The sequence below is a fragment of the Clostridium oryzae genome (assembly GCF_002029235.1).
GTDB classification, from domain to species: Bacteria; Bacillota; Clostridia; order Clostridiales; family Clostridiaceae; genus Clostridium_AE; species Clostridium_AE oryzae.
Genome location: NZ_MZGV01000018.1, coordinates 1 through 20,171, shown reverse-complemented (window position 1 = coordinate 20,171; position 20,171 = coordinate 1). Strand labels below are relative to the sequence as shown.

The following is a 20,171-nucleotide window of genomic DNA, read 5'->3' as shown; positions in this document are numbered from 1 at the left end:
TGGAAAACGCACTAAAAATTTCAAGGAGGTTTTTTTATGAGACAGGTAGCTATTTACGGAAAGGGTGGTATAGGTAAGTCTACTACTACTCAAAATCTTACAGCAGGACTTGCAACTATGGGAAAAAAGATAATGGTTGTAGGCTGCGATCCTAAGGCAGACTCTACAAGACTTCTTCTAGGAGGTTTAGCTCAGAAAACAGTACTTGATACCTTAAGAGAAGAAGGCGAAGATGTAGAACTGGATGCAATAATGAAAACAGGTTTCGGAGGAATAAAATGTGTTGAATCCGGCGGACCTGAGCCTGGAGTTGGATGTGCAGGAAGAGGAATAATTACGTCCATAAACATGCTTGAGAACCTTGGAGCTTATGAAAATGATCTCGACTATGTATTTTACGATGTACTAGGCGATGTTGTTTGCGGTGGATTTGCAATGCCTATAAGGGAAGGAAAGGCACAGGAAATATATATAGTTGCCAGTGGAGAAATGATGGCAATGTATGCAGCAAATAATATATCAAAAGGTATTTTGAAATTTGCGCATTCTGGAGGTGTAAGACTGGGCGGAATAATTTGTAACAGCAGAAAAGTTGATAGAGAACACGAACTTTTAGAGGCATTTGCAAAAGAACTTGGTAGTCAGCTTATACATTTTGTTCCTAGGGATAACGTGGTTCAAAGAGCAGAAATACACAAACAAACTGTTATACAATTTGATTCAGAAGCAGCTCAGGCAGATGAGTATAGAGCTCTGGCAAAAGCGATAAATGAAAATGATATGTTCGTAATACCAAAGCCAATGTCTCAGGATAGATTGGAATCTATACTTATGGAATATGGATTAATGGATGCATAGTATCATAATAAAAATTAGGAGGGTCCACTTATGTTAATGATAAAAGCTATAGTAAGACCGGAAAAAACAACCCAGATTCTTTCAGAACTTTCAGATGGAGGTTTCCCTGCTGTAACTAAAATAGAAGTGGTTGGAAGAGGAAAGCAGCGAGGTGTTAAAGTGGGAGAAATCCACTATGATGAAATTCCTAAAGATATGCTTCTTTTGGTAGTAAATGATGAAAGCAAAGAAGATTTAATAAACATTATCATGAAAAATGCTAAGACAGGTGAAAAGGGAGCTTTTGGAGACGGAAAAATATTTGTATCAGAAGTTTCTGAAGCATATACGATAAGTTCTAATACTAAAGGATTGTAGGAGGAATAGCTATGAAGGAAATAATTGCTATAATCCGAATGAACATGATAAATAAAACCAAAGAGGCTCTTTTGTCAAAGGGTATATGCTCACTTCACTGCTTAAAAGTAATGGGAAGAGGTAAAAAGAGAATTGACTTATCATTTATAGGAGATGAAGCTGATATTGAAAATATAAACTATGGAAAAATCGAAGGCGAGATAATAGAAAATTACAGACTGCTCCCTAAAAGGATGATCACTATCATAGTAAATGATGAGGATAAAGATAAAGTTGTTCAGACTATAATAGACACAAATATAACTGGAAATCCTGGAGATGGAAAAATATTTGTGCGAGATATATCAGATGTCATAAAAGTAAGAACCGGTGAAAGAGACGAAGCCGCATTATAAAGAGAAAGAGGTGATATTTTTGAAAGAAGTAGTTACAAAGGTTCTGGAAAGATATCCAGCAAAAACATTTAAGTCTAGAAAAAAACATATTGTCATAAAAAATGAAAATGGTGAAATCCCTGAGATAGAAGCAAATGTAAGAACCATTCCTGGAATAATCACAAACCGAGGGTGCTGCTATGCTGGTTGTAAAGGTGTTGTTGTTGGACCAATAAAAGATATGGTTCATATAGTACACGGTCCTATAGGATGTTCCTACTATACTTGGAATGTTAGAAGAAATAAGGCTAAAGCAGAAAAAGGTGGAGACAATTTTATTCAGTATGTATTTTCTACGGATATGCAGGAGAAGGATATTGTTTTTGGAGGCGTTGCCAGACTAAGACAGGCAATAAAAGAAGCGGTAGAGATATTTAATCCGAAGGCTATATCTATAAATGCAACCTGCCCTGTAGGACTTATAGGAGACGATATCAATGCTGTAGCTGCAGAAGCTGAAAAACAGTATGGAATACAAGTCTTAGCATTTAACTGTGAAGGCTATAAAGGGGTAAGTCAATCTGCGGGACACCATATTGCCAATAATAATTTCATCAAAAATGTAATAGGAAACGGAACTGAAGATTACAGCAACAAGAAATGGAATATAAATATCCTTGGTGAATACAACATAGGCGGAGATGCCTGGGAAGTCGAACGAGTTCTCAGCAAAATAGGATACAATGTAATAGCTACACTTACTGGAGATGGCTCAATAGATCACATACGAAATGCCCACAAAGCTGATCTTAACCTGGTTCAGTGCCATAGATCCATAAACTATATCGCTGACATGCTTCACACAAAGTATGGCACACCATGGCTCAAAGTTAACTTTATAGGGATAGATGCCTTTATGGAGACGTTGAGAAATATGGCTAAATTTTTCGGTGATGCTGAACTTATTGATAGAACGGAAGCTGTTATAGCAGAAGAAGTAAGCTCTATGGAAGGACAACTTCAATATTATTATGAGAAGCTAAAAGGCAGGACGGCATTTTTGTATGTAGGAGGTTCCAGATCGCATCACTATCAGAATCTTTTAAAGAGTTTTGGCGTAGAAACAGTAGTTTCGGGATATGAGTTTGCTCATAGAGATGATTACGAAGGCAGAGAAGTTATACCTAATATAAAACCGGATGCGGATAGTAAAAATATTGAAGAACTAAAAGTTGAAAAGGATGAAAAAAATTACAGAATGATCATTTCTCAAGAGAGGTTTGAAAAACTGAAGAAGGAAATGCCTTTGGGTTACTATGGAGGAATAATCAAAGAGTCAACAGGGAATGCAGTAATAATAGATGATTTAAACCACTATGAAACTGAAATGTTTATAAAGATATTAAAACCGGATATGTTCTTTTCAGGCATTAAAGATAAATATGTGGTTCAGAAGATGGGAGTTATGGCAAAACAGCTTCATTCTTATGACTATTCAGGCCCTTATGCAGGATTTAGAGGTGCTCTTAATTTTGCACGAGATGTAGAAGCTGGTATGTTTACCCCAGCTTGGAAGTATGTTACTCCTCCTTGGAAAAAAGGAGCAGTACTTGAAGGTACGATAGCAGAGGAGGTGGCAACATGTTAGACATGACGCCGAAAGAACATTATGATAGAAAAGCATTGGTAATAAATCCAGCTAAAACTTGTCAGCCCATAGGTGCTATGTATGCAGCACTTGGAATTCATGGATGTCTTCCTCACAGCCACGGTTCGCAGGGCTGCTGCTCATTCCACAGAATGCAGCTTACAAGACATTTTAAAGAACCTGTAATGGCATCTACAAGCTCATTTACTGAAGGAGCTTCTGTATTTGGAGGAGGTTCAAACCTTAAAACAGCTGTAAAGAATATTTTTGCTATATATGATCCTGAAATAATAGCAGTGCATACAACCTGCCTTTCTGAAACTATAGGTGATGACCTTGTAACTTACATTTCGCAATGTGAGATACCTGAGGGAAAATATGTAATTCATGCAAATACTCCTAGCTATGTTGGTTCTCATATAACAGGTTTTTCTAATATGGTAAAAGGTATGGTTACTTATTTATCACAGAACATTAATGAGCCTAATGGAAAAGTAAATGTAATTCCTGGGTTTGTAAGTCCTGGTGATATGAGAGAAATAAAACGCATAATGAAAGCTATGGATATACCCTTCATAATGATGCCGGACACAAGTGGAGTATTAGATGCTCCAATGACTGGTACTCATGAAATGTATCCAGCTGGAGGTACTAAAATTGATGAGATAAAGGATGCAGGAAATTCAAAGCTTACAATGGCTCTTGGTAGTTTTAGTTCAGAAGCTGCTGCAGCGCAATTGGAGAAAAAATGTAAGGTACCTATGGAAGTACTTACTATGCCTATAGGCATTGAAGCTACAGATAGATTTGTCAGCAGTTTGGTAAAAAATACCGGAAAGGAAGTACCTTATGAACTCGAGGAAGAAAGAGGCCAGCTAGTGGATTTAATGCTTGATTGCCATCAGTATCTATATGGTACAACAGTAGCTATATCCGGAGATCCAGATACAGTAATAGCACTTACTGAATTTACTCTTAGCCTTGGTATGCAGCCCAAATATATAATAACTGGAACACCAGGTGAGGTGTTTAGCAAAGAGATTAAGGCTATGCTGGAGAAGACAGGAGCTGAAGGCTGTATTGTTAAAAGTCCTACTGATACTTTTGAACTTCATCAATGGCTTAAGAATGAAAAGACAGATTTAATTATTGGAAATTCACATCTTAAGCATATAGCAAGAGCTGAAGATATACCATTTGTAAGATTTGGATTTCCAATATTAGATAGATATGCACACCAGTATTTTCCGTTTACTGGATATAGGGGCGCAATAAGATTAGTAGAAATGATTATAAATGCAATCCTTGACAGAAAAGATCGGGATGCTGCAGAGGAAGATTTCGAACTTGTATATTAAGCATTAATCATTATATTAAGGGATTCAACTTACTGTTGAAGCTTACTTATTGAAATGGATCCCTTAATATTTTAAATTTTCAGTTTACTATAATGGGGGTGTGAAGATATGGCTGTTAGAGAGATGGACATTCTAATTAAGGAAAGAAGAGAATCTATATTCTGCAATCATAAGAGTAAACATGATAATTTTCAATGTGATAAAGAAAGTGTATCCGGAACTGTCAGTCAGAGAGCTTGTGTCTATTGTGGAGCCAGAGTTGTATTAAATCCAATTACCGATGCCTATCATATTGTTCACGGCCCTATAGGCTGTGCTAGCTATACCTGGGATATTAGAGGAAGTTTAAGCTCTGGAGAAGAGGTATATAGAAACAGTTTTTCTACGGATTTAAGAGAGATAGATGTAATTTTTGGCGGTGAAAAGAAATTAGCGGCAGCCATAGATGAGATATACACTAAATTCAAACCTCCTGTAATTTTCGTATATTGTACATGCATCGTAGGTGTAATAGGCGATGATGTAGAGGAAGTATGCAGAAAAGCTGAAAAGAGATATGGGATAAGAGTTATACCAGTAAAATCTCCAGGATTCGCTGGACATAAATCTATGGGATATAAGGCAGCTTGTAATGCTCTTATAGACTTAATGGGTGAATTAAAAGATAGAGATGCTTCAGTAAATAGTAAAAAGACAATAAATTATTTAGGAGATTTTAATATGTCTGGTGAGGTTTGGATACTTAAGAACTATCTAGAACAAATGGGAGTAGAAATAGTTTCTACAATTACTGGGGACGCAAAATGTGAGGATTTGAAGAAAGCTCCTAAAGCCGCTCTTAATGTAGTTCAATGTGCAGGCTCAATGACATATTTAGCTAAAAGAATGGAAGAAAAATACGGAATACCATTTATGAAAATAAGTTTCTTTGGAGTTGAGGATACAAAACTTTCGCTGCTAAATATAGCAAACTTTTTCAATGATGAAAAGATGGTTGAAAAGGCTGAGAAACTCATATTTGATAACGAAGGAATGGTAAATAGTGAACTTGAGTATTATAGAGCTAGGCTTAAAGGCAAAAAAGCTGCAATCTATGTAGGAGGAGGCTTTAAAGCTATATCGCTCATAAAGCAATTCAGAGATTTAGGGATTGATACTGTAGTTGTAGGAACGCAGACGGGTAAAAAGGAAGATTATGATGTCATAAGAGAAATTACGGAAGAGGGAACCATAATATTAGATGATGCAAATCCGTATGAACTTGAAAAGTTTATGAAAGAAAAAGGCGCCGATATACTCGTAGGCGGCGTAAAAGAAAGACCATTAGCTTATAAACTTGGTGTTGCTTTTTGTGATCACAATCATGAAAGAAAGCATCCGCTCTGTGGTTTCATTGGAGCTGTAAATTTTGCGAAAGAGGTAGATTACAGTATAAACAGTAATGTATGGAATATCATAAAAAGAGAAAGGGGTGGGCATTATGGCAAGGAATTATGTGAATATGAATGTGAATCCATGTAAGATGTGTATGCCTCTCGGAGGTGTGCTGGCGTTTAAAGGCATAGAAGGTGCTATGGTAATTTTGCATGGATCTCAAGGCTGCAGCACATATATAAGGAGACATATGGCAGCCCACTATAATGAGCCCGTAGATATAGCTTCTTCATCTTTAAATGAGGAAGGTACTGTTTACGGAGGAGCAGAGAATCTAAAAAAAGGTATTGTTAATATGGCTAAATTGTATTCGCCTAAGGTAGTAGGAGTGTTGACTACCTGCCTGGCAGAAACTATAGGAGAGGACACGAAGAGAATTGTTGAAGAACTTAAAAAGGAAGAAACAATGCTGGATGGCATTCAGATATGTGCATCACCTACTCCTGGTTACGGAGGTACTCAGTATGAAGGTTACTTCAGTGCACTGAGATCTATAGTTGAACTTATGTCAAAGTCTTCAGAAGTTTCAACCGAAAGGAATGAAAAGATAAATATAATTCTTCCTCCGTTAAGTCCAGGTGATGTAAGAAATATAAAAGCTATATTAGATGATTTTACTAATGAATATATATTGTTTCCGGATATATCAGAAACCTTGGACGGACCGTTTAAAATAGAATATACTAGGATTCCGGACGGAGGAACAAAAATAGAAGATATACAGGATATGAAAAATTCTAGGGCAACAATAGAAATTTCATTTCCTGTTTCAGATAATCTTTCACCGGGACTTTATCTAAAAGAGGAGTATGGAATACCTCTCTATAGAATAAAGATGCCTGTTGGGTTATATAATTGTGATGACTTTTTTAGCATTTTATCAAAATTAACAAAAAAAGTTATACCAAATAAGTATGTACAGCAGCGCGGAAGACTTCTGGATGCGATGATTGATGCTCATAAATACAATGCAGAAGTAAGAGCAATTATATATGGCGAGCCTCACCAATGTATAGCACTGACAGATGCTGCAGTTGAAAATGGTATGACACCTGTAATAGTAGCTAGTGGACAAAATGTAGAACTAAAAAGCAGCAGTTCTTTTATTTATATTAAAGGTGATCCGCTGGAGGAGCTGGATAATATTAAAAATCAGCATAAGACTGTGCTGATAGATGACACCGATTTTGATACTATTAAAAGGCTTGCAGTTGCACTTAATATAAATATGTTAATTGGAAGTTCAGATGGCAGAAGGATAGAAGAAAAACATCCTAAGATAAAACTTGTAAGATATGGGTTCCCTATACATGATAGGCTTGGCGGACAGAGAAAAGTATTTACTGGTTATGACGGAACGATGAACTTTATAGACGAAACCTCTAATACAATACTGTCTCAGATAGAAAGTAAATATAGAAAAGAAATGTATGACAAATATTTTATTAAGGAGGATGTTAAGGTGGAACAAAAACTAGAAATTTTAGATAAGAATATTATGATGAAAAAAACATTAGAGCATCCATGTTATAACGGATGTGCATCTGGTATGGCAAGAATGCATTTACCAGTAGCACCGAAGTGTAATATAAGCTGCAATTATTGTAATAGAAAATATGATTGTACTAATGAAAGTAGGCCAGGTGTAACCAGTGAAGTATTATCTCCTGAGGAAGCTCTAGAAAAATTCAAACTGGTAAAAGAAAAAGTTCCTAATTTAAAAGTTATAGGCATAGCAGGCCCCGGGGACGCTTTAGCTAATTTTGATACAGTGAAAGAAACATTCCGCCTTATAAGGCAGGAGGATTCTGATATAACCTTTTGCCTTTCAACAAATGGGCTTATGCTTCCGTTTTATGCTAATGAGATAATAGCTGCAGGAGTTACTCATGTTACAGTAACAATAAATACAATTGATCGGGAAATAGCAGGAAAAATATATAGAGAAATAAATTATCTAGGCAAGAGATACAATGGAAGAGAGGGAGCTGAGGTATTGATAAACAATCAGTTTTCTGGACTTAGATACCTTACTGAAAAAGGTATCATATGTAAAGTGAATACTGTTATGGTGAAAGGCATCAATGATGAAAAAATACCTGAGCTTGTTAATAAGTTAAAAGAATGCGGAGTATATATTCACAATATAATGCAGATGATACCTGCTCCAGGCAGTGTGTTTGAGAAAATGCCATTGGTTACGAGAAGCGAATTAGATGACATGAGAAGAAAGTGTGAAGCTGATGTAAAACAGATGTATCACTGCAGACAATGCAGAGCTGATGCAATAGGAACACTAGGTGAGGATCATTCCATAGAGTTTAGATGTAGTTCTAATAAAACAACTATTAAAAAGGTAGATAATGAAAGTGAAGCTGAGTTTATGAAAGTAGCTGTGGTAACTAAAAGTGGTATGAATATAGACCAGCATTTTGGACATGCAGAAGAAATATATATTTACAGCAGTGATGGTAAAGATGTGCAGTTTTTGGAAAAAAGAAATATAGAAAAATACTGTGGCGGAAAAGAAGAGTGTGAAGATAGAGAAGCTAAAATAGATAATATAATTGATATGATTGATGATTGCAGTGCTATCGTAGCTATGAGAATAGGTGATTCACCAAGGGAGAAACTTGAAGCTAAAGGAGTAAAGGTATATCAGATGTATGACACCATAGGTTCAGCAGTGCGAAAAGTGTACATGAACGCTGTTAAGGCATAGAGCCATGAGTACTATTATTGATATCACATTGCTGGAAGCAATACGTTGCAATGCTAATATTCTGCCGAATGAAATAATGAAAATTGCTTGGTATCTTATGGAAATGGGAGCAGATATGTTATGTGTAAACGATGAATTTGAAAAGTTTGCTATAAAAGCGCCTGAAGATATAAAATTTATAAACTTAAAAGATACATTCGTTGAAGTAGAACTTGATGAGATAACAATAAGAAACATTGAAGATGTAAAACAATACCTTCAGGATAAACCCTGTAAAGCGCTTATGTTTAATGGTTTATATAAGTGTCTTCCGTGGAAAATGAATGAATATATTTATGAGATAAAGAGCAATCTTAGTATGCCTGTTGGCTTATGCATAGATAATACTAAGGGTACAGCTACAGCACTTGCAGTAGAAGCAGTGAAAGCCGGGGTGGATTATATTGTGACTTGTTTTTGCGGTAGAGGCAGGTACAGAAGCTATCCAGCTTTGGAAGAAGTAATCATGGCAGTAAATTTGCTTTATGACTTTAACAAGCCAATGAATATGAAGAATGTACAAAAAATGGCTGATATTTATGAATGGGTATCGGGAATAAATATTCCTGCAGGTAAACCTATTTTAGGTAAAGATATATTCAAGTGTGAATCAGGAATTCATGGGGATGGCATACTAAAGGACAAGCAAACTTATGAACCTTATCCTGCTGAAATCGTAGGAAAGGAGACGGAGTTTGTAATTGGAAAACATTCAGGAAAAGCTATGCTGCTAAAAAAACTGAGGTCCATGAATATAGACTGCAGTGACAAAGAAGCTAATGAGATACTAAAGAGTGTTAAACAATTTAGAGAAGAAGGATTATATGTAGATGATGACTTACTAAAAAAGATATTCTTTAGTCTGCATGAAAATGTATCTAGATTGAGGTGAGTATATGAAATGCAGAATTGTAGATACAACATTAAGAGATGGAGAACAAATGCCAGGAATTGCATTTAATCAAGAAGAAAAAATCAGAATAGCTAGGTATTTAGATAGTCTCGATATATATCAAATAGAAGCTGGAACTCCTGCTATGGGCGGCGAAGAAAAAGAGAGTATAAGAAGCATTGCTAAACTTGGATTAAAAAGCAAAATAGCTGCCTGGAATAGGGTGAATATTGAGGATATTAAGCATTCCATGGATTGTTATGTAGATATCATACATGTGTCTGTACCGACATCTGAGATACAAATAAATAGAAAGATAAGTAAGGATCGACGGTGGGTTTTGCATAACATTGAAAAATGTATAGACTACGTATTGAATCAGAAATTTGATATATCTGTTGGGTTTGAAGACGCTTCCAGGGCAGATCAGACTTTTATCGGTGAACTTACGAAATTATGTAGAGCAATGGGGGTGTCGCAGATTAGATATGCAGATACCTTGGGAATAATGACACCTGCGAAAACATATGAAACAATAAAGAGAATTTTAGATGAAAATGATATAGATTTGGAATTTCATGGACATAATGATTTTGGAATGGCTCAGGCTAATACGTTAGCAGCTATATCAGCAGGTGCCAAATATGTAGATTGTACGCTAGGCGGTATAGGTGAAAGAACTGGAAATTGTGATTATGATAAATTGATCATAAATATGGATTTGCTATAACCTATAGGATATAATGTAATAAATTCATAAATGGATTTATCTAAATTTTATTCTAGTATTTTCTATGACCGAAAGGTGTGTGTACTGTGGAACGTGAAATTGACGATTGTGATGAAACAACTCATATAAATATACGAAATTTTTCATCAAATATATGCGAAAAGCTTAATATAAGTTCAGAAGCTTTAGAGGACTATATATTTGCGATGATAAGTATGGGGATGGTAAGGAATACACTTGTATATGACCAGCTGAACAGATTATATAATGAAAATAAGCTTAAATACTATAACATTGTTATGGAATCCTCGGCTGCAAAACATGTATTAATGAAACAAAGCACGCTGGCGGAAGAGGTTAACGGAAGAAAAATACTTGCAATAGTTTTAGCAGCCGAAAAAGATATGGAACTCAGAAGTAAGCTTATAAAAATAATGAGAAAAAATTATACTATTGTATATAATTCGGCGAAAAAGTTAAATAACGATGAGCTGAAGAACAGATACCTTAAGATGGATCAAGTTACTAGGAGTATTGAGGGAAAATTTGATGCGGCTATTTATTTTTATTTTGCAATATATTGTTTTCCTACGTCAGTAGATCAGATGCACATATTAGCTATTATTAAGGATGTTGTAGAATTTAATAGTGCGAACCCAATAACTGTTGATTTTGATAAAGAACTAAATAGATACAAAGATAAAATAAATGATATTAAAAGCGCTCTTAGAAAGAAATACGGTAAGATTTTTAGTAGTATGGATGCTGTTTGTAGTGATAATAAACTTGTAGCTGAAGCAGCAGAAAGATTTGAGAATCTTATGATATCAAATAAATTAGATCCCAAATATATATTTCGTAAAATCCAGTTTATAGATATTGATAAGATAATTCTTTCATTTATAAAAAGCGGACATAATGTAGAAGATTATGCTGATATTATGAAAAACTTAGTAGCAGGAATTTATATGCAGAGTTTAACTAATGAGTATTTAAATTGCAGAAAAATGTACTTTAATGATTGCCAGGAGACCATACACTTTAAGCTTTTGGATACTATGAATAGGAATGACATTTTAACTGATGAAAACATGCGGCTTAATGAAAAAATCAGTTTCTTAGAAACTGAAAATAAACGAATTAATGATGAATTAAGCGAAAAAGATAACAAAATAATTAAGGCCTATAAAAATGAGGTGGCAAAACTCGAAGCTAGGATTAAAGAACTGGAGCAGGCTATTGAGAATGAAAGACAGTATAGAATTGAACTGAATGAATTAAGAGAATACGCATTTCAAAAAAACGATGAATATATACCAAAGAAAAGTCAGATAGATATTCAAATGTATCTTCAAAAATTTAGTATTATTATTATTGGCGGACCAAAGGAATGGAGAAGAAAAATAAGAGAAAAATATCCTTATCTCAAAACTCTAAATGGATTTAATGAAAATTTTGAACTGCGAATTTTAAATAATGCTGATTATATATTTTTTTATACAGGCTTTATGAGTCATGCTACCTACAACAGAGCTATTAATTTTGTAAGGAACAGACAGGTTAACTTCGGTTATATTGGTAAAACAAATATAGAACTTGCAGAACAGGAAATAGCAGAACAGCTGGTAGAAACGTATGGAGAGAATTTTTGAGTATTTGTTATTAATAAATGTTTAGACAGGAGGGGTTAGAATGGATATTGCAGTGTTTTTAGATGAAAATGATAATGTGATTTCATTTAATTCATCTGGTACTGTAAGATTATATTCAAAAGTTGATAGAAACTGGAATATAAAAAAAGAAGTCTCTTTCAGTATAGATAGTACTATGGGTATTGGAAGTATAAGAGACAGTATAAAAAATATGGTACTGAAACTTGACGACTGCAAAGTTTTTGCAGCTGAAGATGTTACGGGTATAACGTACAATATACTAGAAAGCATGGATTTTAATATATGGAGAGTTTCCGGAAAACCTGTTGATTTTCTAGATTATATAGAACAGAATGAATTGAAGGAGCTGCAAGAAAAAAAGATTCCAGAAACAATTCCGAAGCCTATAGAAAAAGAGGAAGGTTACTATTTTATTGATTTAAGGGAGGTTATGGAACATAATGAAAAAGTGACTACAAAGCAGGTTTTACTGCCTTTTTTTCATAAAAAATTATTTTGCTATTTAGATATAATGTGCAGTCATATACCGCCATGGTTCAATAATGAACTCCCTAAACTTGGTTTTAAGTTTACTACTAATAAACTTTCTGAAAATAGCTTTTTAGTCAAGGTTATCAATAAATATGAAAAACGTATAACAAATTGTAAATTATAAAGTATTGTAAGAACATAGGGTTTGTATAAATGGAGAAGTAATCGGAGAAGGTATTTTGGACTGACAGAGATAACTTCTCTTTTTACTCTTGAATTAAATCATATTTATATAAAATAATATTTCATGATTTTTGTAATATTTTGTAGTATAATGTAGACAGAAAATGGTTAATATGGTATTATGAAATCAAATATATAATAAAAATATTGTAAGTAATTCTCAAATATTTAGTTAATAATCAATGATTAAAAGGCAAGTCTTCCGAAAGGTTGATACGCAAAGCCGTGAATCTAAAGTAGTATGCTGCCAAGATTGTCTGGTTACCATGATTAATATCTAATGTAAATATTATGTACAAATAGAGATAAAGGTAATAATAAAAAAACAAATGATTTATAATAAAATATATTTCTATTTAAGTCTTATTCAAAGCATTTCTTTAATTATGGTAGAATATGTTAATCCGTTAAGGTTATTGACTAGAAAAAAATGCTGTAAAGGGGGTTAGCTTTATAGATAGCTAAGCAAAAAGCTAAGTTATCTAAAATTCTTGTGTTTTCTTTTTCGGTAAATTTTATTCATGTCAAATTGGAAAAATATTCTTTAATTTAATCTTAATTTAATTCCTTGATGCAGTAATTGCGCATGAAATGTATTATTAATACATTTATAAGCTAATAATTTAATGCTGCATTGCTTATCTAAAATTTTTATATCTATGTAGAAAATTTAAAGTCAATATATTAGACATATTAAGGGGGAACAGCTATATGAAAAAAGTGTTGATAATAGATGATGCTATGTTCATGAGAGAGGCTTTAAAAATATCTTTAAGAAAAAATGGATTTGAAGTTGTTGGAGAGGCTGAAAACGGTATAAAAGGTGTAAACTTATACAAAGCTTTGAAACCTGACATTGTAACAATGGATATAAATATGCCTGAAATGGACGGAATGGGTGCTTTAAAACAAATTATAAATTTTGATTCAAAGGCAAAAATAATTATAGTTTCTGCATTAGGACAAGAAGTACAGGTGAGGAGAGCTCTGCTAAATGGTGCCAAAGCTTTTATTGTAAAACCATTTAAAGAGGATTATGTAATTGAAACATTAAATAAAGTAGCGGCACTATAATGGAAAAGTTTTGCAGAGGTGAAATTTATGGCAGATGAATATAAGAATGATTCTATGCTGGATATTTACATATTTGAAACGTCGCAGCTTATTGAACAACTGGAGCAACTTATTCTTTATGCTGAAAGAGAGAACGAGTTTAGTTCCAATGATATAAATGAAATATTTAGAATTATGCATACTATAAAAGGATCGTCTGCGATGATGAGCTATCACAATATTTCTACTTTGGCACACGAATTAGAGGAGTTATTTTATTTTATACGTGAGAAAAAGGTAAAGTATGTAAATAAGAGTAAGCTATCTGACTTAGTTTTAGATGGAATCGATTTTATTAAAATAGAATTACAAAAAATAAAAAACTGTGATGACGTTGATGGCAATGCAGCGGATATTATAAATAATATAAAGAAACTGCTTCAAGCATCTAAGGATTGTAACAACAACGGGGATTGCAAAAAACAAAACAAATCTACAAAAATCTTGATTAATAAGGAATTAGTACATAAGTATGATTATAAAGCCGTAATTAAATTTGAAGAAGAAAGCGGAATGGAAAGCTTTAGAGCTATCATGGTGCTAAATAACTTAAAAGAACATACAGATGATTATTATTACATACCTGAAGATATTCTGGAATCTGAAAATTGTGAAGGCTTTATAAAAAGAAATGGTTTAATAGTATTCTTTAATTGGGACAATGAGTATGAAAAGATACAAACTTTTTTAATGATACAACTATATCATTAAAGAGCCTGGAACTTATTTACTTACATGCTCATAATATTGAAAAAGATGAAAATATAGACGGTGTAAAGTGTGAAATAGTTAAGCAGGATGATAGCACCATAGGTACGGTATTTCAGAGAAATGAAAAACCTAAATCCCAGTATCAAAATATTATCAGTGTTAATGTAGATAAAGTAGACAAGCTTATGGATTTAGTTGGAGAAATCGTTATCGCAGAAGCTATGGTTAGAGAAAATCCAGATGTAAGCAATATGGATTTGCCTAATTTCAAGAAAGCAACTGTTCAACTTCATAAGATAATAAATGAATTACAAGCTATAGTTATGTCAATACGAATGGTTCCTCTTGCTAATACGTTTTATAAGATGAATCGAATTGTAAGAGATATGGGAAAAAAGTTAGATAAAAAAGTCGAATTAAAAATATATGGACAAGATACAGAGGTAGACAAAAACATAATTGAGCATATATCAGATCCGTTAATGCATTTGATTCGTAACTCGGTAGATCATGGCATAGAGAGTGATGCTGAAAGAAAGGAAAAAGGTAAAAATGAGCCTGCGGAAATAACACTAGAAGCTAAGAATTCTAGCGGAGAGGTTCTTATTATAGTAAAAGATAATGGTAGAGGACTTAACAAGGACAAAATTTTAGCAAAAGCTAAAGAAAACAATTTATGGAATGATTTAGGTAAGGAGGTTACAGCTAAAGAAATATATAAGTTTATTTGTATGCCAGGATTTTCCACTAAAGATAACGTAAGTGAATTTTCGGGTAGGGGAGTTGGAATGGATGTGGTGTGCAAAAATATAGAACGGATAGGCGGAACTGTAGAAATTGAAAGTGAACTGGGTGAGAGTACGACTATAGCCCTTAAAATTCCATTGACATTGGCCATTATAGATGGAATGAATATCACTGTTGGTAAATCAAAATATACTATCCCAACTACAGCTATAAAAGAATCTTTTAAGGTTAAAAAGCAAGATATTATTATGGATACAGATGGAAATGAAATGGTTATAGTGAGAGGAAAATGTTATCCAATAAAAAGATTACATGCAATATATAACGTTGCTACGTCTATTCAAAATATCTGTGATGGTATATGCATAATGGTAGAGAATCAAAACAAGGGAGTAGTGGTATTTGCTGATGAGCTTATTGGTGAACGTCAAGTTGTCGTAAAAGCGCTGCCTAATTATCTTAAAAATGTTAAAGGATTAATGGGCTGTACATTGCTAGGCGATGGAAGTATTAGTCTGATAATTGATGTCGAAAATTTATTTGGTTAGATTTTATAAGAGAGGTGTCAAGATATGATAGATGATACTGAAGAAGTAGAAATTAATGAGGAAGACACTCAAAAAGACAAGTATCTTATATTTGAAATTGAGAAAGAGTTTTATGGAGTTGAAATTAGATATGTAACAGAGATAATTGGAATACATCCAATTACAGAAGTGCCTGAGGTACCTGATTATATTATGGGAATAATTAATCTTAGGGGAAAGATAATTCCCGTAATGGATGTACGCATTAGATTTAAAAAAGAGTTTAAGAACTACACAGACAGAACTTGTATAATCATAGTGGATATGAATGATGTATCAGTTGGGCTAATAGTGGATGGTGTTGCAGAGGTTATATCTATAAGTGAAGAGAATGTTGTGCAGCCACCTGAATTTAATGGAACCTATAATAAGTATATCAAAGGTATCGGTAAAGCAGGTGATAGTGTAAAGCTGATTTTAGATTGTGATAAGCTTTTAAGTGATAAGGATAACGAAATAATAAATGGTATATAAATGGAGGCGCAGTGAAATGAAATTTTTTAATAATGTCAAATTATTCGTAAAATTAGTAATAGGATTTTTTATTGTATCAATAGCATCAATAGCAACATTTACAGCAGTAATGTCACCTAAAATTGATTACGGGAATGCGCCTACAGTACTAGTGGCTCTAGCAAGTATAATAATTATAAATGGAATAATAGCATATATTATATGCCGAAGTATAACAGATCCATTAGGGAGACTCACTAGCATAGTAAATGATATAGCTGACGGTAATATTGATATGAAATTTAAACTAAAAAGAAAAGATGAAATAGGAATTTTAGAAAATTCGCTGGAGAAATTAATATGTACTTTTACTACTCTAGTGGGTGAACAGCTTAAAGTAAATAAATTGGCTGATGAAGGAAAATTAAATGCACGCTGTAATACTGAAAAAGTAAATGGAATATATAAAGAAATACTGGAAGGAACTAACAACATGCTCGATAATATTGTTTTGCCTATAACTGAAGCAAAGGGAGTATTGGGTAGAATGGCAGTAAATGACTACACAGTTTCTATGAGAAATGCATACGGAGGTCAATTAAATGAATTAGCTGAAGCGATAAATACAGTTCAAGAAAGAATATTTAATGTTGTCGATATCTTTAATAGAATATCTAAGGGTGATATAAGCAGATTAGAAGAATTTAAAAAATTAGGCAAAAGGAGTGATAATGATGAATTGATGCCTGCTTGTGTAAGAATGATGGATACGATAAAGGAATTGATTGAAGAAGTTGAGGCACTGGCTGATTCAACGATAAATGGGATCTTAAATGTAAGAGGAAACGAGAACAAATTTGAAGGTGGATATCAGGAAGTTATTAATGGTATGAATAGAACTATGAATGCAGTGGTGAAACCTATAAATGAAGCTGTAGATATTATGCAGAAAATGGCTAAAGGAGATTTAACTGCAAATATGAGTGAAGGCTACAAAGGAGAGTATGCTCTTTTAAGTGAGGCTATAAATAACACAATAAAATCATTTAATGAAGTATTAAATAACATTAATGGTGCAGCAGAGCAAGTAGCAGCAGGAGCAAAACAAATATCTGATTCAGCTCAAGAACTATCTCAAAGTTCAACTGAGCAGGCAAGCTCCGTTGAAGAATTAACTGCTTCATTAGAACAAATTTCTGCACAGACTCAACAGAATGCTGATAATGCTAATCAAGCAAATGAGATGGGTATAGTGGCAAAAGAAACAGCATTAAGCGGCAATAAGCATATGGAAAATATGCTTAGGGCTATGGAGGAGATAAACGAATCATCAAATAATATATCAAAAATCATTAAAGTAATAGATGAAATAGCATTTCAAACTAATATTTTAGCCCTTAATGTAGCAGTGGAAGCAGCTAGGGCAGGACAGCACGGAAAAGGCTTTGCAGTGGTAGCAGAAGAGGTTAGAAACTTAGCAGCAAGAAGTGCTAATGCAGCTAAAGAGACTACTGTACTAATTGAAAGTTCTATGCTAAAAGTCGATGATGGCACTAAAATAGCAAATGACACAGCTTTGGCACTAGATAAGATAGTTGAATCAGTTGCAAAAGTAGATAGTCTAGTAGAGGAAATAGCTATTGCCTCTAATGAACAGGCTTCAGCTATTTCTCAGATAAATCAAGGCATTATACAAGTGTCGCAGGTAGTTCAGACGAATTCTGCAACATCCGAGGAGAGTGCTTCTGCAAGTGAAGAGCTAGCTAGTCAGGCACAATTGCTAAGAAATTTAGTTAACAGATTTGAGCTTAATAAAATGATGTTAAAGGAAGGAGTCCTAGAAGAGCTGAGTCCGGAGATACTGAAGATGCTTGAAAATATGAAGAATGAAAAATCTAAAGCAGAAAGCTCTTCTAAAATAAAAATAGATTTAAGCGATACTGAGTTTGGTAAGTATTAGTAAGATATTGTAATAGTTTATTAGAACAGGTGATATCATGGTAGGTATAACAGAGCAAGAATATTATAAAATAGCTGAACTCATAAAAGAAACATATGGAATAAATCTGGGTGACAAAAAGCAGGTGCTCTTAATTGGAAGGCTGCATAATGTTCTTATTGAAAATGGAATTGATAATTTTACGGAATATTATAATTATGTTATTTCTGATAAAACAGGAAGAGCTATAAATACACTTGTGAATAAGATTACTACAAATCATACATTCTTTATGCGTGAATCAGAACATTTTGTTTATTTTAAAGAAAATATTCTACCATCCCTGAAAAGCAGAATAACAGATAAAGATTTAAGAATATGGAGTGCAGGATGTTCTAGCGGTGAGGAGCCATATACTGTAGCTATGATATTAGACGAATTTTTTGGCGCTGAAAAGAAGCAGTGGGATACAAAAATTTTAGCTACTGATATTTGTGCTACTGTTCTAGAAAAAGCGATAAGAGGAGAGTATAGTAAGGAATCAATTGACTCTTTACCGCCGTTTTGGTTAAGCAGATACTTTAGAAGCAGTGGTACCGATAAATATCTTATAAGCGATAATATAAAAAAGGAAATTATTTTTAGACGATTTAATTTGATGAAAAGTACTTTCCCGTTTAGACGCAAGTTTCACGTAATTTTTTGCAGAAATGTAATGATATACTTTGATGACATTGTTAGGAAAAATTTGGTTAACAAATTTTATGATATATTAGAGGATGGAGGGTATCTTGTAATAGGACATTCTGAATCGCTTAATAGATGCAGTACAAAATTTAAATATGTAATTCCAGCTTTGTATAGAAAGGAATAATACTTATAAATATAGAAGCATTCGTAGCAGAGTTTATTATTTGAGCACATATATTATACTTCGTATAAGAAGATATTACTAATATAGTAAAAAGGATATTTGCTAAATTTAGTGTTTATGTTTTTGTATAACTTTCTTTGTTTAGGTTAAATTAAGAAAAAGGAGTTGAGTTATATGAAAACGTTATTATATATAAGTATAAATTCAAAACCAGAAAATTTGTCTTCAAGTAAAACTGTAGCTCGAAAATTCATTAATGCTTTTTTAGAAAAGCATAAAGAATTTGTATTGGAAGAATTAGATTTATATAAAACTCATATACCCAGACTTAAATATGAATACTTTGAGAATAGAAACAGTATTTTAAAGAAAGAAGATTTCAATAAACTTACTGAAAGAGAAAAAGATGAGGTACATAAAATAGTAGAATTAGTTGATCAATTTAAAAATGCTGATTTGTATGTTTTTGCAGCACCAATGTGGAATCTTTCATTCCCTGCACCCTTGAAGGAATATATAGATTGTGTAGTTATGGATGGGAAAACTGTTAGTATTAATGATGATAAAATAGAAGGATTGCTAAACGATAGATATAGAGCTGCATTGTATATACAGTCTTCGGGAGCATCGATCCCCTGGCTTTTAAAAATAGTTATGAATAAAGGATTAAACTATGTAGAAGACATTATGAAATTTATGGGAATCAAAAAATTTGAGGAATTATTGGTTGACGGTACCGGAAGTACGGAAAAAGAAAAGGAAAAAGCTATAGCGTCAGCAGAGGATAAGATAAATGAAATAGTGGATGACATATGGAGAAAATAGTATTTTTAAGGTGGAATTTTTGATAATTCCACCTTAATTTATATAAAGAAAAATTAATTTGCTTGTTTACAAAATAGAATGAAAGTAGTAATATTTACTTGTATAGGAAATACGATATTATAT

The 20,171-nt window shown here is 33.2% G+C and carries 18 protein-coding genes and 1 riboswitch; all 18 genes read left to right on the top strand.

Going from position 1 to position 20,171, the window contains the following annotated elements:
- Positions 1-36 precede the first annotated feature (36 nt).
- The 18 genes from nifH to CLORY_RS09975 all read left to right on the top strand — a co-directional run bounded on the left by nifH (position 37) and on the right by CLORY_RS09975 (position 20,048).
- A complete protein-coding gene (nifH, locus tag CLORY_RS10060) occupies positions 37-858 on the top strand; it encodes a nitrogenase iron protein (protein ID WP_079423856.1) in 822 nt (273 codons plus the stop codon).
- Positions 859-888: 30 nt separating this feature from the next.
- Positions 889-1,215 carry a P-II family nitrogen regulator gene (locus CLORY_RS10055; RefSeq protein ID WP_079423854.1) on the top strand — a complete coding sequence of 109 codons (327 nt, stop codon included), beginning with the start codon at positions 889-891 and terminating at the stop codon, positions 1,213-1,215.
- Positions 1,216-1,226: 11 nt separating this feature from the next.
- The gene (locus CLORY_RS10050) at positions 1,227-1,610 is read left to right on the top strand and encodes a P-II family nitrogen regulator (protein ID WP_079423852.1); all 384 of its coding nucleotides are present in this window, start codon (positions 1,227-1,229) and stop codon (positions 1,608-1,610) included.
- A gap of 19 nt (positions 1,611-1,629) precedes the next feature.
- Positions 1,630-3,237 carry a nitrogenase molybdenum-iron protein alpha chain gene (gene nifD, locus CLORY_RS10045; RefSeq protein ID WP_079423850.1) on the top strand — a complete coding sequence of 536 codons (1,608 nt, stop codon included), beginning with the start codon at positions 1,630-1,632 and terminating at the stop codon, positions 3,235-3,237.
- On the top strand, positions 3,231-4,595 hold the full coding sequence (gene nifK, locus CLORY_RS10040) for a nitrogenase molybdenum-iron protein subunit beta (RefSeq protein WP_079423848.1): 1,365 nt from the start codon (positions 3,231-3,233) through the stop codon (positions 4,593-4,595). Before nifD ends, nifK begins: the two co-directional genes overlap by 7 nt.
- A gap of 108 nt (positions 4,596-4,703) precedes the next feature.
- Positions 4,704-6,116, top strand: coding sequence for a nitrogenase iron-molybdenum cofactor biosynthesis protein NifE (nifE, locus tag CLORY_RS10035; RefSeq protein WP_079423846.1), 1,413 nt, complete (start codon positions 4,704-4,706; stop codon positions 6,114-6,116).
- Positions 6,076-8,751, top strand: coding sequence for a nitrogenase cofactor biosynthesis protein NifB (gene nifB, locus CLORY_RS10030; RefSeq protein WP_079423844.1), 2,676 nt, complete (start codon positions 6,076-6,078; stop codon positions 8,749-8,751). The genes nifE and nifB overlap by 41 nt, the downstream gene beginning before the upstream one ends.
- A 4-nt stretch (positions 8,752-8,755) precedes the next feature.
- The gene (locus tag CLORY_RS10025; RefSeq protein ID WP_079423841.1) at positions 8,756-9,682 is read left to right on the top strand and encodes a homocitrate synthase/isopropylmalate synthase family protein; all 927 of its coding nucleotides are present in this window, start codon (positions 8,756-8,758) and stop codon (positions 9,680-9,682) included.
- Between the two features lie 4 nt (positions 9,683-9,686).
- Positions 9,687-10,412, top strand: a complete 726-nt coding sequence (locus CLORY_RS10020) for a beta/alpha barrel domain-containing protein (protein ID WP_079423839.1) — start codon at positions 9,687-9,689, stop codon at positions 10,410-10,412.
- 86 nt (positions 10,413-10,498) lie between these two features.
- Positions 10,499-12,064, top strand: a complete 1,566-nt coding sequence (locus CLORY_RS10015) for a hypothetical protein (RefSeq protein WP_079423838.1) — start codon at positions 10,499-10,501, stop codon at positions 12,062-12,064.
- Between the two features lie 40 nt (positions 12,065-12,104).
- Positions 12,105-12,740, top strand: coding sequence for a Fe-only nitrogenase accessory protein AnfO (gene anfO / locus CLORY_RS10010; protein ID WP_079423836.1), 636 nt, complete (start codon positions 12,105-12,107; stop codon positions 12,738-12,740).
- A gap of 241 nt (positions 12,741-12,981) precedes the next feature.
- A riboswitch (cyclic di-GMP riboswitch) is annotated at positions 12,982-13,068 on the top strand.
- A 442-nt stretch (positions 13,069-13,510) separates the two neighbouring features.
- Positions 13,511-13,873, top strand: coding sequence for a response regulator (locus CLORY_RS10005; protein ID WP_079423833.1), 363 nt, complete (start codon positions 13,511-13,513; stop codon positions 13,871-13,873).
- Positions 13,874-13,900: 27 nt separating this feature from the next.
- Positions 13,901-14,623 carry an Hpt domain-containing protein gene (locus CLORY_RS24325; protein WP_079423831.1) on the top strand — a complete coding sequence of 241 codons (723 nt, stop codon included), beginning with the start codon at positions 13,901-13,903 and terminating at the stop codon, positions 14,621-14,623.
- 185 nt (positions 14,624-14,808) lie between these two features.
- Positions 14,809-15,918: a chemotaxis protein CheA gene (locus tag CLORY_RS24320; protein ID WP_079423829.1), complete on the top strand. Its 1,110-nt coding sequence runs from the start codon at positions 14,809-14,811 to the stop codon at positions 15,916-15,918.
- A gap of 24 nt (positions 15,919-15,942) precedes the next feature.
- Positions 15,943-16,431, top strand: a complete 489-nt coding sequence (locus tag CLORY_RS09990; protein WP_079423827.1) for a chemotaxis protein CheW — start codon at positions 15,943-15,945, stop codon at positions 16,429-16,431.
- Between the two features lie 16 nt (positions 16,432-16,447).
- Positions 16,448-18,370, top strand: a complete 1,923-nt coding sequence (locus CLORY_RS09985; protein WP_242954389.1) for a methyl-accepting chemotaxis protein — start codon at positions 16,448-16,450, stop codon at positions 18,368-18,370.
- A gap of 37 nt (positions 18,371-18,407) precedes the next feature.
- Positions 18,408-19,223 carry a CheR family methyltransferase gene (locus CLORY_RS09980; RefSeq protein WP_079423825.1) on the top strand — a complete coding sequence of 272 codons (816 nt, stop codon included), beginning with the start codon at positions 18,408-18,410 and terminating at the stop codon, positions 19,221-19,223.
- A 174-nt stretch (positions 19,224-19,397) separates the two neighbouring features.
- On the top strand, positions 19,398-20,048 hold the full coding sequence (locus CLORY_RS09975; RefSeq protein WP_079423823.1) for an FMN-dependent NADH-azoreductase: 651 nt from the start codon (positions 19,398-19,400) through the stop codon (positions 20,046-20,048).
- Positions 20,049-20,171 lie beyond the last annotated feature (123 nt).